Source organism: Marinithermus hydrothermalis DSM 14884, assembly GCF_000195335.1.
GTDB lineage: Bacteria > Deinococcota > Deinococci > Deinococcales > Marinithermaceae > Marinithermus > Marinithermus hydrothermalis.
The window spans coordinates 2,050,001-2,065,186 of the sequence record NC_015387.1; the positions used below are offsets into that span (position 1 = coordinate 2,050,001).

Consider the following 15,186-nt stretch of genomic DNA (forward strand, 5'->3'; position numbering starts at 1 on the left):
GAGTACTTAGCCTTACGCGGTGGACCGCGCAGATTCACCCAGGGCTCCACGAACCCCAGGCTACTCGGGTACCCTCGCCTAGCCACCAGCCTTTCGCCTACGGGGCTTTCACCCTCTCCGGCCCCCCTTCCCAGAAGGGTTCGGCTAGACCTGGGCTTCGGCATTCGAGGGCCCCACAACCCCGCCGGGCATGCCCGACGGTTTAGGCTCGTCCCCTTTCGCTCGCCGCTACTCAGGGAGTCGATTTCTCTTTCCTCTCCTGTGGGTACTAAGATGTTTCAGTTCCCCACGTTCCCCTCCACACGCACCAGCGCGTGGATGACCCGCGTTCACACGGGCCGGGTTCCCCCATTCGGACATCCCGGGATCAACGCCCGCTACCGGCTCCCCCAGGCTTATCGCAGGTAGCCACGTCCTTCATCGGCTCGGGTGCCGAGGCATCCACCGTGCGCCCTTACTATCTTGACCCTCAAGGACGCTATCCAAACCACCCCACCTTTCAAGATCCCCCGCCGCTCAGGGAACCAACCCCCTCGCAGCGCAAGCATGAGCATAACAAACACACCCAAACCTGTCAAGCCCCTTTTGCGAACCCGGACGAGCCTGGTGAAAAGGCGCTCGCTCTTGCTCTTGGCTCAGGTGATGCCGGTGCTTTTGGCAGCGAGGATTGAAGAAAGGCCTTGGCTCCACCGCTTGGTCGCCCATCCGAAGCGGCAGCGTCTCTTCACCTTGGGGCCTCTGGCTTCGGCCCAGCCTCCTCCTGAGTTAAAAGGGGATCATCCTCAGGCTCTTCTATCGGGTGCTGGCAGAGCTGGCCGGGGGCAGGAGAGGAGGGCGAAAGTGATGAGAGGTCAGGCGAAGCTCCGCTTGACCCCCTCCTCCTACTTTCTAGAATAGATCCAGGAAGAATCCCCTCGCTTTGTGGAGGTAAGCACATGAAGAAAGAACTCGTAACGATTCTGGTCTGCGGGCTCCTCCTGCTCGGCACCACACCCACCCTGGCCGCGGAACAGCGCCCGAGCGCCGCGGTGCTCGGGCGGGGAGAGGCTGTAAACATTGTGCTGCCAGAAGGTGTTGTGCTAGATAGTGAAGATTTGGATGACGTGCAGGGGGCGCTTGGGCCATTGGGTTGGTTCGCTGTGCGCGGACTGGTTGGTGCCGCTATCGGCGCAACAGTTGCGGCTATCGACAGTTACCGCCGAAAGGGTTATGTCGACGCCAGAGATACCGCAGCGGGTGCGCTTGCCGGAATGGTGACGGCTTACGGCGGTAAGATTTTGAACAAGATTCCTTAACTCAAAACTTGCACCTCCCGCATATCCCGCATAAACCTTCACCCCCTCCCCCCGGCGGCCAGAGACCCAGGGCATAGAGCTCCCGCAGGGCGACCTGCACCACGAGCTCAGGCAAGAGAACCCGCGCCGCCCGCTCCCTGGCCTCCCGCCAGCTTCCTTCCCCCTCCATGCCCACCCAGTGGGCCAACAGGTAGGCCAGAAGGGAAAGCACCAGAAAACGGTGCACCCCCAAAGCCGTCCGCTGCCCAAACTGCCCCAGGGAGAACTCGCTTTTCGCGGCGCGGAAGAAGTGCTCTATGGCAAACCGCCTCTTTCCCCAAGTGAGCGCCGTCCGGGGCGTGGCGGGAAAGGTGGCCACCACGTACCGCCACTCCCAGCCCCCTTGGGGCAGGGGGTAGCGGTACCAGGCCACCCAGACCGGGAAGGAAAGCCCCCAAAGGTAGACCCGGCTCCCCTGCCGCCTGAGGTCCCCAAGCCTCCCCCCTCCCCGCAGCCTCCGGTCCCGCCGCATCCCCACCACCGCTTCAAAACCCAACCGCTTCACCCCGAAAAGGAACCAGGTGGTGCCAAAGGCCGCATCCGCGGCCACCCGTATCCGGAAGGCCCGGCGCATCCAGGGGGGCAGAGAGGCCAGGAGGCTTAGGGCCAGGCGGGAGAGGGCCTTCTCCCCCTTGCCCCGCCAGAGGCGGTAGGCCCAAGGGGATGCGGAGGTCTCCGTAGACGAGGTAGAGGACCACCAGATGGAGTCCCCACTTGCCGTTGAAAAAAGGAAAGGGGCAGGGCCTTGAAAACGGCCCCGCTTCTCCAGAGTGACTAGGTCCAGGACCACCAGGAGACGGGGCTTGGGGCCTTTTTTCTTTCTGGCCCGGTCCAGGGCTTTCTCGGCCTCTTTTCTTGCCAGGCGGATGAGAGCGCGGGTGGGCCAGGGGTAGCGGTTGAGGAAGCGAGAGAGGGCGGAGGGGGACTTGACCTGGCTGTGCTGGGGTCTGGCCTTGCCGTGGCCGTGGAGGAGGAGCAAGAGCAGGGCCTTGAGGGATTCCTGGAGGTGGGGGCTTGGCAAAAGGGCCAGGAGGGTCCAAAGTAGGGACAGGGCCGCTTGGGTCATGGCACCCGTCATCAGACGGGAAACCAGCGGCCCCTTTCAAGTGGTCCTGGCGCATAGGTATCCCCAGGGTGCATAAGTGCAAGTTTTGAGTTAAACTATTCGTCACCATTTCGATCTCCTCTAGAAGGATTTCAAAGGCTTCGTTAACCTCATTCCTTCGTGTGCTACTTGATCTGGACCCCCAAGATGTGAAAGAAGGGGGGTGCTATGGACTCCAACCGGGAGCACCCCCTTTACTATCTTGACGCGGAAACCCTTCTGGTGGATACCTACATCTGGGTGGATGACGAACTCAAGGCCTTGCAAGCTCAGGGCTTCAACCCCCCCCAAAGCAAAAGCACCAGAAGGCCACCCTGGCCGAGCTCCTGACCCTCGCCATCTTTTTGCTCCTCCAGGGCCAGGACCTCGCCAAAGGCTACCTGGCCGCCAAAACCACCCTGAAGGCTTACTTCCCCTCCCTCCCCCACCTCTCCCGCTTCTACCGGGTCCTTCAGAAGGCCCAGGGGCTGTTGGCCTGCCTCGCTACGCGCCTTGCTGGCGGAGAAGGACTTTTGCAGGTGGTGGACCTCAAGCCTATCCCCCTGGCCCACGGCCACCGCATCCACGGCCTCTCTCTTCCCGAGGCCGCGATGGGGGTAGGACCTCTGGGGGCTTTTGGAGGCTACGTCCTCATGCCGGTGATGAACGAGCGGGGTCTCTTCTTTCGTTGGGCCATTCTCCCCGGTAATGCCCGGAATACCTGGGGAAGGGACCTCCTGGACGGTTTACCCGCGGTCCTCGGGGACCGGGGTCTTCGCTGGGTCCAGGGGGTCAAGACGCCACCCTATCGGGTCAGGGGAGGAACGGTGGTGGAGACGGGGTGGAGAGGGTGGATGGAAAGGGTACGGAACTGGATTGAGACGCGGTTTAGCGTGATGGTGCGGTCTTTGGGGCTTCATCGGATAGAGGCCCGGTCCTACTGGGGTCTGGTGGCCCGGGTGAACCTCATCCTGCTCGTTCACAACCTCATACGTAGCCGGGTGCTTCTCAGGATGGCCGGGGTGGAGCTATGAGGTAGCATACGAAGGAATATCCTCCTAGACATCCTGGCTACGAGTTTGATCTTTGGCATTATTTATGTGCCCGTTGTTTACTGGCTTGAACGCAAGCTGCTTAGTATCCCCAGGAAATCAGCCAAAATCCTGGTTGCCGAGGTGTTGTTAATGGGACTTGTGTTCGGAATGTCATACACTTTCGTTTCCATCACACTACGCAGACTTGTTCCATAGGTGATATGGGTTATCGATAAACGTTACACAAACGATGTTTCAGGCATAACCGCAGGGATCAGTGCAGGTATCGATGTCGTCGATACCGTCAACTGTTACGCATTCGGCAACTGTAAGTGACAGGCGAACATAGCCGTTGAGAAATGCGCTTCCCTCTACCTCCTAATCCAAAAGGCGGATAGGGGAAAATCGGTGAAAAGGGCGTGATCCATGAGGAGAGAAGAGCGCATCGCCTACTCCTTCACAATCGCAGCCACAACACTGGCCCTAATAGGACTGGCCGGGGATTTGTTAGATGGCGTGCAGGCAAGGCCTATCGTCTGGCCCCTGGCCATAGCCTTCGCTCTATTGTCCCCTTTGCTTCATCGCCTACACAAGAAACCTCATCCTTAAGCTTTGTGTGTCGAAATAAAACCTTATGAAAAATGGCAGTTCCAAAGACGAAGGCCCCTAGGGCATTCTAGGCCAGGGAATCCCATCGTGGCTTGGCCAAGCACCGCCGGCGGGCCCTAGACGGGCTGGACCCGGAGTGCCCCTAATCACGCAAATCGAGTGGGTGGAGGCCACCCCCTGCCTGGCGCACTAACGCTCGACTACCGGGAGCCCAGCCCGCCAGGATGACCGGGTCGGGGGGTACCGACAACCCAGCCTCTCCAGTACAGGCGGGGATGTGGGGATGTAGGGATCGCATATCCCTCAAGCTTCTTGACGTTAGGATAATCTTACGTTTACGTTAAGGTAAATCATGCGCGAACACAAAACCGCTCGGACCTACACCATTACGGAGCTATGCGAACGCTTCGACGTCACCCCCCGCACCCTCCGCTACTACGAGGAGATCGGCCTCCTCACCCCCCAGCGCCGAGGCACCCACCGCATCTACAACGAACGGGACCGGGTTCGCCTCCAACTCAATCCTCCGCGGGCGGCGGCTGGGGTTCAGCCTCGAGGAGATCCGCGAAATCCTCGAGCTCTATGACCGGGACAAGACTGGCCGCACCCAGCTCAAGGAGGCCCTCCGTAAAGGAGAGGAAAAGCTTCGGGTCATCGAGGCTCAGATCGCCGAGCTCGAGGCCATGCGTCGCGAGCTCCAGGAACGCGCCGCTGAGATCCGGCGGATGCTCGAGGAGGAAGCATGAAGGACGTCTCGTACGCTTACGGCACGAACCATTACCGGCTGGATCCCGACCTGCGGAACGTGCTGCGCCACTACTGGCGAGAGGCTCCTCAGCACGAGGCCGAGCTCGAGCGCTGGGGGGCCTACATGGGGCGCGAGGCTTACGAGGTGGCCTACCACGTCGACCAGGACGCTCCTCCGGTCCTGGTGATGCACGACCTGTACGGGAACCGCGTGGACCGCGCGCGCCTCTCCCCCGCCCAGCGGACGGTCCTCGAGGAGCTGCGCCCGATCACGCGCCCGCCCTACGAGGGGGGGAGCTGGCACCACCACTACGCCCTCGGGTACCTCCTGGCCGACCCCGGCCTGTACTGCATCCTCACGATCACCCACCAGGTGGCCTACGCCATCCACAAGTACGCCCCTCAGTACGAGGACTGGAAACACCGGTTGCTGTATGGCGAGGCTTATGGCGCCACCTGGATGACCGAGATCCAGGGCGGGAGCGACCTCGGCGCGAACCGCACCCTCGCCCGCAAGGAGGACGGGGCCTGGCGGTTATTTGGGGGGGACAAGTACTTCGCGAGCGGCGCCGGGCTGGCCGACGTGGCCCTCGTCACTGCCCGGCCTGAAGGCGCGCCCCCCGGCCCGAAGGGCTTGGCCCTCTTCCTCGTGCCGCGCCTCAACCGGAAAGGCACGCTGAACTACCGGGTGCGCCGCCTCAAACACAAAAGCGGCACCCGCGCCGTCCCCTCCGGGGAGGTGGAGCTCGAGGGCAGTGAGGCCTACCCGATCGGTCGGCTCGAGGAGGGTATCTACTACACCCTGGAGACCCTGACCGTCTCCCGCCTCGCGAACGCGGTCGCTGCTATGGGGATCGCGCAGAAGGCGCAGCTGGAGGCGCGCTTTAGGGTGCGGGCCCGCCACGCCTTCGGGAAGCGCCTCCTCGAGCAGCCCCTCGTCCGTTATGACCTTACCGACCTCGCGGTGCGCCAGGCGGGCGGGCTGGCCCTCGCCTTCCACGCGGTCGCGGCCTTCGACGCGGCCTGGCGGGACCGCCCCCCGTACACGCCCGCTTACCACTACGCGCGCTTCCTCTCCCACCTGGCCAAGAACCGCACCGCCGACCACGCCGCGGCGATCACCCAGCGGGCCATGGAGTTGTTCGGGGGGCTGGGGTTTTTGGAGGAGTACGCGGTGGCCCGCTGGCACCGCGAGGCCCTCATCACCCCCATCTGGGAAGGGCCGAGCAACATCCAGGCCCTGGACATGCTCGAGGCCATGCAGAAAAAACACGCGCACCGGCCCTTCCTCGAGGAGGTCACGGCTACCCTAGGCGCCCAGCCGGATCCGGAGGCCCAAGCCACCCTGAAGGTCCTCGAGGCCACCCTGTCCCGCCTGAACGGCGCCCGCCCCGAGGCCGCGGCCTGGCTGGCGAAGGCGGCCCTCGAGCGGCTGGCGGACGCGGCGACCGTCGCGGCCTTGTACGCCCTGGCCGGGAGCGCCGGCGAGCGGTACGCCGTCCTCGCCCGGCTGTACGCGACCCGGTTCCTTTTGGGGGAGCCCTACCCCGAGTGGGCGCTCGCCGCCCCGGAGGTTCTCGCGCTCGAGGAGGACGCCTGATGCCATGCCTCGAGGCGCGGCGTGCGATACTGGGGGTGGAGGTGGTGCAATGGGCGTCCTTGACCGGCTCAGCCGGCTGATCCGGGCCAACCTCAACGACCTCCTGCGGCGTGCGGAGGACCCGGAGAAGATCCTCAACCAGGCCCTCGAGGACATGCGCCAGGCCCTTAAGGAGGCGCGGCTGGAGGTTGCGGGGGCCGGGGCGGAACTCAAGAAGCTCGAGCGCGAACGGCAGCGTTACGCGGAACAAGCCGCCGCCTGGAAGGCTAAGGCCGCGGAGGCCCTCAAGATCGGCCGCGAGGACCTGGCCCGCGAGGCCTTAAAGCGCAAGCAACAGGCAGAAGCCCTGGCGGAAGGCTTTCACGAACCCATCGAGGCCCAGCAACAGGTGGTGGCGCGGCTCAAGACCCAACTGCGCGCCCTCGAGGCCAAGATCGCGGAGGCGGAACGCCGCCGGAAACTCCTGCTAGCGCGCAAGAAAGGCGTGGAGGCCGCGGAGGCCGTGCGCCGCATGGAGTCCAAGGTGGACGCGCACCCGGCCCTCGAGGTCTTCGAGGAGATGGAGGCTCGCCTGCTCGAGATGGAGGACCGGCACGAGGCGCTCGCGAGCATGGACCGGGAGGTGGACCTGGAGGCGGAACTCGCGCAGCTCGGCGCGGAGCGCGAGGTGGACGAGGAACTCGCGGCCCTTAAGCGTGAGCTGGGCCTGAACCCCTAGCCTGCCCGGCGCATTGGGTACAATCAGGGCGATGGTCCTCCTGGAGGTTGTCGTCATCCTGGGGCTCGTGGGGGCGGTCCTCGCCCTTATCACCGCGCGCCCCGCGCACCCCTCGGCGCCGTACCGGGAGGAGCTCGAGCGGATCCAGCGGGCGCTCGCCGAGATTCAAAAACGCGGCCGGACCCCCTCTCCTACCTTGCGTGCGCACGTAACGGAGGCCCGGCGGATGGCGCGCACCCTCGAGCGCCTGGCCCGCAAGGGCCGGGAGGTGCGCCGTTTCCTGGCGCGAGGGCGGCTGGATCCCGAGGCGAAAGCGCGGCTCGAGGCCTATCAGCACGAGATCGAACGCAAGCTCCAGGAGGGGGTGCGGATCCTGGAGCGGCTCGCGGCCGAGCTGTTGATCTGGGAGGGGCCGGAGGCGCCCGAGGGGTTCGCGGGCCTCGAGGACTTCCGCGTCAGCCTCAGCGAGGTGTTGAAGGAGCGGCCCCGTTAGGGGCCTGAACGTATGGGGGTTCGCTGAATGAAACGCGCGTTACTGGCTTTATTCGTGCTGCTCGCGGCCTGTGCACCCGCCCCGACCACCGCGCCGGAGGCCACGCTGCGGGTGGAGGGCCCGGTCGGGTTCTACCCGGCCCGCGCCGGGCTCGAGTGGGTGTACCTCCCCCAAGGGGACCGCCTGGACGACCCGCCCTACCGCCTACAGGTGCTGGGCCCGACCGCGTGGAACGGCGTGAACGCGGTGCAGTACCGGTTCAGCGGGCGCGGGCAGGAACGCCTCTACTACCGTCAGGTCTCCGCGGACGGGGTGCGGCTTTTGGGGTTTGAGGAGGTCATCAGCGCAAGCCGCGTCACCTTCGACCCGCCCCTGCTCGAGTACCCCCCTCAGGCCTTGCTCGAGGTCGGGTATCGTTGGGGGGGGCGGACGCGGGTGCGGAGCGTGTTCGTGCTGCCGAGCGGCGTGGAGGAGCAGGCCCGGTTCGACCTGGAGTACACGTTCACCGTGATCGGGAAGGGGGAGGTCCGCGTGCCCGCGGGGGTGTTCGAGGCGTACATGATCCGTTTCAGCGGCCGGAGTTCGGACGGCGAAACGAGCGAGTACGAGGCGTGGTTCGTGCCGCACCTCGGGGAGGTGCGCACCCGCGAGGGGTTGTTGCTCGTCCGGCGTAACTTCTAGGGGAGGGGAGGCACCGGGTTTATGGGGTCGGTTCTGGATCAAGTGGATACACCGGAGGACCTGAAGCGGCTGAGCGAAGCCGAGCTGCTGCAGCTGGCCGAGGAGTTGCGCAGCGAGATCATCCGCGTTACGGCGCAGAACGGGGGGCACCTGGCCTCCAGCCTGGGGGCGGTGGAGCTCATCGTCGCGCTGCACCGCGTGTTCAACTCCCCCACTGACCGGATCCTGTTCGACGTGGGGCACCAGGCCTACGCGCACAAGCTCCTCACGGGCCGCAAGGACCGGTTCCACACCATCCGTAAGGAGGGGGGGCTTTCCGGGTTCACCAAGGTCAGCGAGTCCCCGCACGACGCGATCACGGTCGGGCACGCCTCCACCTCCCTCGCGAACGCCCTGGGGATGGCCCTCGCCCGCGACCTTCGGGGCGAAACGTACAAGATCGTGGCCGTGATCGGGGACGGGGCCCTCACCGGCGGGATGGCCCTCGCCGCCCTCAACAAGATCGGGGAGCTGCAGAAAGACCTCCTCATCATCCTGAACGACAACGAGATGTCCATCTCCCAGAACGTCGGGGCCCTGAACCGGCATTTCCGCACCCTCCAGGTGCAGAAGTGGGTGCAGGACGCCGAGCGGTTCGGCCGGGGCGTGCTGGAGCGCATCTCCCCCAAGCTCTACGAGATGGCCGACCGCGCCAAGGAAGCCGCGAAGCTGGTCCTGCACCAGGAGAACCCCTTCTACGCCTGGGGGCTCCGCTACGTGGGGCCCGTGGACGGGCACGACCTGAAGAGCCTGATCTACCTGCTCGAGCACCTCAAATCCCTCAAGGGCCCCACGATCCTGCACGTCGTCACGAAGAAAGGCAAGGGGTACAAGGTCGCCGAGTCCGACCCCGTCTACTGGCACGGCCCGCCCGGCTTCGACCCCCAAAACCCCCAGAAGATCAAGAAAGGGTACTCCTGGTCCCAAGCCTTCGGGGACGCGGTGACCGAGCTCGCGCACCTCGAGCCCCGCCTGTTCGTGATCACCCCCGCGATGCGGGAGGGCTCGGGCCTCGTCAAGTACTCCCAAACCCACCCGGACCGGTACCTCGACGTGGGAATCTGCGAGGACGTGGCGGTCACCACCGGCGCGGGTCTCGCGCTAAGGGGCATGAAGCCCGTAGTCGCGATCTACTCCACCTTCCTGCAGCGCGCCTACGACCAGGTGATCCACGACGTCGCCATCGAGAACCTGGACGTGATCCTCGCCATCGACCGCGCGGGCCTCGTGGGCGCGGACGGCCCCACGCACCACGGGGTGTTCGACATCGCGTACCTGCGTACCGTGCCGAACCTCACGATCGCCGCGCCCAAAGACGCCCTCGAGCTGCGCGCCATGCTGAAAAAAGCCCTCGAGGTCGGCGGCCCGATCGCGATCCGCTACCCGAGGGATACGGTGGACCCCGCCCCGGAAGGCGTGTGGCCCGAGATCGCCTGGGGCACGTGGGAGGTCTTGAAGGAGGGCCGCGAAGCGTACATCCTCGCCTTCGGCAAAACCCTACGCTACGCCCTCGAGGCCGCCGGAGAGGACCCGCGGGTGGGCGTGGTGAACGCCCGGTTCATCAAACCCCTGGACGAGGCGATGCTCGCCCGGCTCGCCCGGGGGTTCAAGCTCGTCACCGTCGAGGACCACCAGGCGATGGGCGGGTTCGGTTCGGCTGTGCTGGAGGCCCTCGCCCGGCTCGAGCTGAAGCCGGAAATCCGCGTGCTGGGCCTGCCCGACCGGTTCATCGAGCACGGCGGGATCCCGAGCCTGCACGCCAAGGCCGGGATCGACGCGGCGGGGATCCGCCGGGCTCTGGCCGCGCTGGGCGTGACGCTCACGGCGTCGGAACCCGCGTGAACCGCGCGCGGTGTAGAATGGGGGATCGTGACCCAAGCGGCCGTCCCCCTCCCGGAAAGCGCGTACCCTGAGCTGGCCGCGCTCACCCACCGGACCGACCCGGACCACCCCCTCGCCCCAGAGACGCTGCGCGTCGAGAAGGCGCGGTTGCGCGAAGGGGAGCGCCTCGAGTACCTGGGCGTCCGCGCAGAGGAGCGCCTGCGGGCCGCGGCCCAGGTGCGCGTTGAGCCCTCCGGCCGCGCCCAGTTCAAGCTGTACCTGCCCGAGGTCGCGTTCGGGCAGGGCCTCGAGGACGCGCTCTGGACGGCGGCCCGCCAGATCCTCGCGCGCGCAGGCGCCCGCCAGGTGGTCACCGCCCTCCCCAGCACGCGCACGGCAGCGCTCGAGTACCTCACGCGCCTCGGGTTCCGCGAAGCGGACCGCATGCACGAGTCCCGGCTGGACCTCACCCGATTCAACCCCACGGCGTTCGCGGCGGTCCTCGAGCGCGCCCAAACCCACGGGCACGCCCTCCGTTCCCTCGCGGAGTACGGGCGCGGCGAAGCGCACGAGCGCGCCCTGTACGCCCTCACCCTCCGCCTGTTGCGGGACGTGCCCTCCCGGGAACCCCTCGACCCGTGGCCGTTCGAGGTCTGGCGAAGCCGCGCCCTCGCCCCCGAAATCCTCCTGCCCGAGCTCTGGATGCTCGCGCAAACCGGCGAGCGGCTCGTGGGGCTCAGCCAGCTCCTCGCCGACCCCGCCCAACCCCAGCTCCTCCGCACCGGCCTGACCGGCGTCCTTCCCGAAGCGCGCCGCCAGGGCCTCGCCACCGCTCTCAAGGTCGCCGCGCTCACGCGCGCCAAAGCGCGCGGCTACCGCGAGGTCCGCACCATGAATCACGCGGTGAACGCCCGCATGCTCGGGATCAACCAACGGCTCGGCTTTACGCGCTGCCCCCCCACCCTCCTCCTCGCCTTGGAAGGGCCCTTCACGTGAACCTCCCGTACCTGCGGCTCGAGGGCCCCCCGCCCGCCCAAGGGCGCGCGCACGGGGAAGCCCTGAAGGACCGGATTCACCACAACCTCGAGGTCTACCGCGAGCGCTTCGCTCTGGAGGGCGCCGCGTGGCCCGGGGTGCTCGAGCGGGCCGCCCTTTACCTCCCGTACCTCGAGCGCTGCCACCCGGGGTACGCGACGGGCATGCGGGCCATCGCCACGGCGAGCGGCGCCCCGCTCGAGGCGATCGCCGCGCTGAACCTGCGCTACGAGATCCTGTACTACCAGTTCACCCGCAACCTGCTTCGCGAGGGGTGCACGAGCTTCGCGGTCCGCCCCGAAGCCACCCGGGACGGGCACCTCCTCATGGGGCAGAACTGGGACTGGTTCCCCGAGGTGGCGGGCGCGGTAGTGCGCACCACTGAACCGGACGGCCTCGAGACCCTGGGGTACACCGAGGCCGGCATCCTGGGCGCCAAGATCGGCCTCAACAGCGCCGGGGTGGGGGTGGGGGTGAACGGCCTCACCTCCACCGCGGACGCTTGGGACCGCCGCACCACCCCGTTTCACGTGCGGCTTTGGCGCGTGCTGCGCGCCCGCACCTTCAACGCCGCCGTAGCGGTCGTGACGGACAAGCCCCGCGCCTGCTCGATGAACCTCCTCATCGGGCAGGCCCCCGACCGGGTCGTAAGCCTCGAGGCGGCCCCCGACGGGATGTACCGCCTCACCTGCCGGGACGGGTGCCTCACGCACGCGAACCACTTCACCCACCCCGAAGCCCTGGGAGTCACGGAGCCGCCCGACCCCCACCGGCCGCACTCCGTCGCCCGCGAGGCGCGCCTGCACGCGCTGCTCCGCGCCGCGCGTCCCCTCACGGTGGAGAAGATCCAGCGCATCCTGCAGGACGGGGAGGGCCAGCCGTGGGATCTGTGCCGCCACGCCCTCCCAGACCTCCCCCCGGACGAGCGGTACGCCACGGTCGTCAGCGTGGTGATGGACCTCACCGCACGCACCCTGCACCTCGCGGACGGCCCCCCGTGCACCCACGCCTTCCAGACCTTCGCCCTATAGACCCCTCATGAGCCCGTGCTAGAGTGGCGGTGGATGTCGGGACGGTGGGGTGTCGCATGCATCGAGGGTTGCGTGTTCTCGCGTGGATGATCCTGATGATCTTGGCGATCGGGGCAGCCGCCCCGTTGGGGCTCGCGCAGGATAACCCGGGCAACGAGCCCCCCCCGCGCACGCGGGTCGCGGTGATGGAGTTCGCGGTCCTCACCGACGACGGGCACCTGGTCAGCGCGGAAGCCGCGCCCGCCCCGGACCTCGCCCGCCTCGCGCGGCTCCTGCCGAGCGGGATCACGGCCCGGCTGGTACAGTCCGGGCGGTTCGACGTCCTCGAGCTCGTGCCCTGGCCCGCCCCCTTCACGATCGGTCCGGACCGCGTGCCCGAGGAGGTCCGCGCCCTGATCACCAGCGGGCAGGCCGACCAGGTCATCACGGGCACCGTGAGCACGCTGCAATCCAGCGTGGTGGTGACCGCCCAGCGCTACGCGATGCGGGACGGGCGGGTCGCGCTCGTGGGCGCCGCCGCCGCGCCCGCCGCGCGCGTCACGGAAGCCATCGAGCTGGTGGACGCGCTCGTCGCCCAGCTCTTCCCCCCCGAGGCGGGCATCCTCGAGGTCGCGATTGAGCAGGTCTTCGTGGTGCCGGAAACCCTGCGCCTCGCGATCGGGGAGTCCCGCACGCTCGAGGCCTTCGCGGTGGACGCGTTCGGACGGCCGGTGGGGCAGGTGCAGTTCCTCTACCAGGCCGACAACCCCGCCCGCATCGCGGTGGACGAGACGGGCCGGGTGACGGGCCTCACGCCAGGACAAGCCACGGTCACGGTCCGCGCGGTGGGCCGCCCCACGCGCGGCACCCCCACCGCACGCACCACCGTGACCGTCGTGCCCCCGAGCTTCGGGATCCGCGCCGGCGCGCTCGTGGGTGGCACGGACGTGCACGCCCTCGAGCAGTTCCGCCTCGGCCTGCGCCTCACCCCCACCCTCGGCGCACCCCCGCCCCTCCGGCCCACACGGCAGGTTACGCAGGACATCACGAGCGCCGCCAACGACCCCCTCTCCTTCCTCAGCAACGTCTTCGCCTCCTTCTTCGGTGAGGGGCTCGTCACCTTCGAGCTCGACTTCGAGCCCGGCCACGCCCTCCTCTTCACGCTGGACGCGGTGCAACGCACGCAGAACGGGTACCTGGGGACCGGCGTGGGGTTCTCCACCCCCCTGCAGGCCGGCGGGGACCAGGGCGTGCACCTCCGCCTCACGCTGGGCACGTACGCCTTCGGGCGGCCCACCTTCCCCCTCGAACTGAACGCGGACCTGATCTTCCCCACCGCGAGCGAAGGCGGCCCCAGCGTCCGCCTCCTCCTCCTGGGCGGGGTGGACCTGTTCCGCTAAGCCGCCCCCCGCGTAGACTGAGAGGTATGGCACGCATCAAGGTCGCGCAAGGGGACATCACCACCTACGAGGGGGACGCGATCGTCAACGCGGCGAACAACTACCTCAAGCTCGGCGCGGGCGTGGCCGGCGCGATCGCGAGAAGAGGCGGCCCCAGCATCCAGGCCGAGTGCGACCGGATCGGCCGGATCGAGGTGGGCGAAGCCGCCCTCACCGGCGCCGGGAACCTCCCGGTCCGCTACGTGATCCACGCCGCGGTCCTGGGGGACCAACCCGCGAGCCTCGAGACCGTGCGCGCCGCGACCCGCGCGGCCCTCGAGCTCGCCCAACGTCACGGGATCCGCACCCTGGCCTTTCCCCTCCTCGGGACTGGCGTGGGGGGCCTCGAGGTGGAGGCGGTCGCGCGCGTGATGCTCGAGGAGATCAAGGCCGCGCCGGACACGCTCGAGGTCACGCTCTACGGGTACACCGAGGCCGACGCCGAGGCCATCCGCAAGGCCCTTTAACCCCGGAGGTCGTGCAGCACCGTGCGGTTGCTCCGCTTTCGCCAGCGCCACTTTCGTAACCTCCGCTCCAGCGAACTCACCCTAGCGGGCGGGCCCCTCGCGGTGGTGGGCGCGAACGCGCAAGGCAAGACCAACCTGCTCGAGGCCCTCTACCTCGCGCTCGGCGGGGAGGTCCGGGGCGCGTTAAGCGAACGCGTGCGGTTCGGGGAACGCGAAGCGCAGCTCTTCGCCGAAGCGGAAACCGAGCTGGGGCGGGTGCGGTTCGAGCACCGCTTCGGCCCCGCGGGCCGCGAGGTCAAGGTGAACGAAGCCCCCGCAAGCCTCCGCGAACTCGCGGAGTACCCCGGCGCGGTCTGGGTGCGGCCCGAGGACACCGCCCTCGTCCTGGGCGGCCCCGAGGAACGCCGGCGCTGGATGGACCTCCTCCTCACCCGCTTCTCCGCCCGCTACCGCTCCCTCCTCTCCGCGTACGAGCGCGCCTTACGCCAGCGCAACGCGCTCCTCAAAGGCCAAGGGCGCCTCGCGGGCCTCGCGGCGTGGAACCAAAAACTCGCCACCTACGGCAGCGAGATCCTCCAGCTCCGCCGCCGCCTCCTCACCCGCCTCGAGCCCCTCGCGCAGGAAGCGTACCGCGAACTCGCGCCCGGCACGCTCGAGCTCGCCCTGCGCGAAACCGTGACGCCCGAAGGGTACCTGGAGGCGCTGGAAACCCACCTCCAGGAGGAGCTCGAGCGCGGCGCGACCCTGTTCGGGCCGCACCGGGACGACCTCAAGCTCCTCCTGAACGGGCTCGAAGCCCCCCAGTTCGCCAGCCGGGGCGAGGCCCGCGCCATCGCGCTCGCGCTGCGCCTCGCGGAGCACCGGCTACTCTGGACGCACCACGGGGAGGCCCCCGTCCTTCTGGTGGACGACTTCACCGCGGAGCTGGACGCCCGGCGGCGCACCGCCCTCCTCGCGTACGCCCAAGCCCTACCGCAAGCGATCCTCACCGGAACCGATCCTCCCGAGGGCCTCCCGGTGGTGCACATCGAGGGGGGCGTATGGCATACCTAAGGCAAGGGAACGGAGGCAGGGC

At 67.7% G+C, this 15,186-nt stretch carries 13 protein-coding genes, 1 rRNA gene and 2 pseudogenes (1 of these 16 running past the window's edge); 14 read left to right on the forward strand and 2 right to left on the reverse strand.

Features of this window, described 5'->3' with window-relative positions; translation table 11 throughout:
* Positions 1-468, reverse strand: a 23S ribosomal RNA gene (locus MARKY_RS10265); it reaches 2,451 nt to the left of the window's first position.
* 467 nt (positions 469-935) lie between these two features.
* Between MARKY_RS10265 and MARKY_RS10270 the strand changes: the two genes are divergently transcribed.
* A complete protein-coding gene (locus MARKY_RS10270) occupies positions 936-1,295 on the forward strand; it encodes a hypothetical protein (RefSeq protein WP_013704811.1) in 360 nt (119 codons plus the stop codon).
* Between the two features lies 1 nt (position 1,296).
* Here MARKY_RS10270 and MARKY_RS10275 read toward each other — a convergent pair.
* Positions 1,297-2,400: pseudogene (locus MARKY_RS10275) on the reverse strand (transposase).
* Between the two features lie 207 nt (positions 2,401-2,607).
* On the opposite strand from MARKY_RS10275, the pseudogene MARKY_RS10280 reads away from it, so the two are divergent.
* From MARKY_RS10280 to recF, 13 genes and pseudogenes are all read left to right on the forward strand, one after another.
* Positions 2,608-3,452: pseudogene (locus MARKY_RS10280) on the forward strand (transposase family protein).
* A 961-nt stretch (positions 3,453-4,413) separates the two neighbouring features.
* Positions 4,414-4,647, forward strand: a complete 234-nt coding sequence (locus tag MARKY_RS11965; protein WP_218916175.1) for a MerR family DNA-binding transcriptional regulator — start codon at positions 4,414-4,416, stop codon at positions 4,645-4,647.
* The gene (locus tag MARKY_RS12305; RefSeq protein ID WP_425357344.1) at positions 4,631-4,807 is read left to right on the forward strand and encodes a MerR family DNA-binding protein; all 177 of its coding nucleotides are present in this window, start codon (positions 4,631-4,633) and stop codon (positions 4,805-4,807) included. Before MARKY_RS11965 ends, MARKY_RS12305 begins: the two co-directional genes overlap by 17 nt.
* Positions 4,804-6,408 carry an acyl-CoA dehydrogenase family protein gene (locus MARKY_RS10290; RefSeq protein ID WP_013704815.1) on the forward strand — a complete coding sequence of 535 codons (1,605 nt, stop codon included), beginning with the start codon at positions 4,804-4,806 and terminating at the stop codon, positions 6,406-6,408. Before MARKY_RS12305 ends, MARKY_RS10290 begins: the two co-directional genes overlap by 4 nt.
* Positions 6,409-6,457: 49 nt before the next feature.
* Positions 6,458-7,126 carry a PspA/IM30 family protein gene (locus tag MARKY_RS10295; protein ID WP_013704816.1) on the forward strand — a complete coding sequence of 223 codons (669 nt, stop codon included), beginning with the start codon at positions 6,458-6,460 and terminating at the stop codon, positions 7,124-7,126.
* A gap of 31 nt (positions 7,127-7,157) precedes the next feature.
* Positions 7,158-7,619 (forward strand): hypothetical protein, encoded by a 462-nt coding sequence (locus MARKY_RS10300; RefSeq protein WP_013704817.1) that lies wholly within the window; start codon positions 7,158-7,160, stop codon positions 7,617-7,619.
* Between the two features lie 27 nt (positions 7,620-7,646).
* Positions 7,647-8,300 carry a hypothetical protein gene (locus MARKY_RS10305; RefSeq protein WP_013704818.1) on the forward strand — a complete coding sequence of 218 codons (654 nt, stop codon included), beginning with the start codon at positions 7,647-7,649 and terminating at the stop codon, positions 8,298-8,300.
* Between the two features lie 21 nt (positions 8,301-8,321).
* Positions 8,322-10,181, forward strand: coding sequence for a 1-deoxy-D-xylulose-5-phosphate synthase (gene dxs, locus MARKY_RS10310; RefSeq protein WP_013704819.1), 1,860 nt, complete (start codon positions 8,322-8,324; stop codon positions 10,179-10,181).
* A 27-nt stretch (positions 10,182-10,208) separates the two neighbouring features.
* On the forward strand, positions 10,209-11,156 hold the full coding sequence (locus MARKY_RS11485) for a GNAT family N-acetyltransferase (RefSeq protein WP_013704820.1): 948 nt from the start codon (positions 10,209-10,211) through the stop codon (positions 11,154-11,156).
* Complete coding sequence (locus MARKY_RS10320; RefSeq protein ID WP_013704821.1) at positions 11,153-12,226, forward strand: C45 family autoproteolytic acyltransferase/hydrolase; 1,074 nt, start codon at positions 11,153-11,155, stop codon at positions 12,224-12,226. Before MARKY_RS11485 ends, MARKY_RS10320 begins: the two co-directional genes overlap by 4 nt.
* Before the next feature lie 86 nt (positions 12,227-12,312).
* On the forward strand, positions 12,313-13,605 hold the full coding sequence (locus MARKY_RS10325) for an Ig-like domain-containing protein (RefSeq protein WP_148230429.1): 1,293 nt from the start codon (positions 12,313-12,315) through the stop codon (positions 13,603-13,605).
* A gap of 26 nt (positions 13,606-13,631) precedes the next feature.
* Positions 13,632-14,111 carry a macro domain-containing protein gene (locus MARKY_RS10330; protein ID WP_013704823.1) on the forward strand — a complete coding sequence of 160 codons (480 nt, stop codon included), beginning with the start codon at positions 13,632-13,634 and terminating at the stop codon, positions 14,109-14,111.
* A 21-nt stretch (positions 14,112-14,132) separates the two neighbouring features.
* Positions 14,133-15,164 carry a DNA replication/repair protein RecF gene (gene recF, locus MARKY_RS10335; RefSeq protein WP_013704824.1) on the forward strand — a complete coding sequence of 344 codons (1,032 nt, stop codon included), beginning with the start codon at positions 14,133-14,135 and terminating at the stop codon, positions 15,162-15,164.
* Positions 15,165-15,186 lie beyond the last annotated feature (22 nt).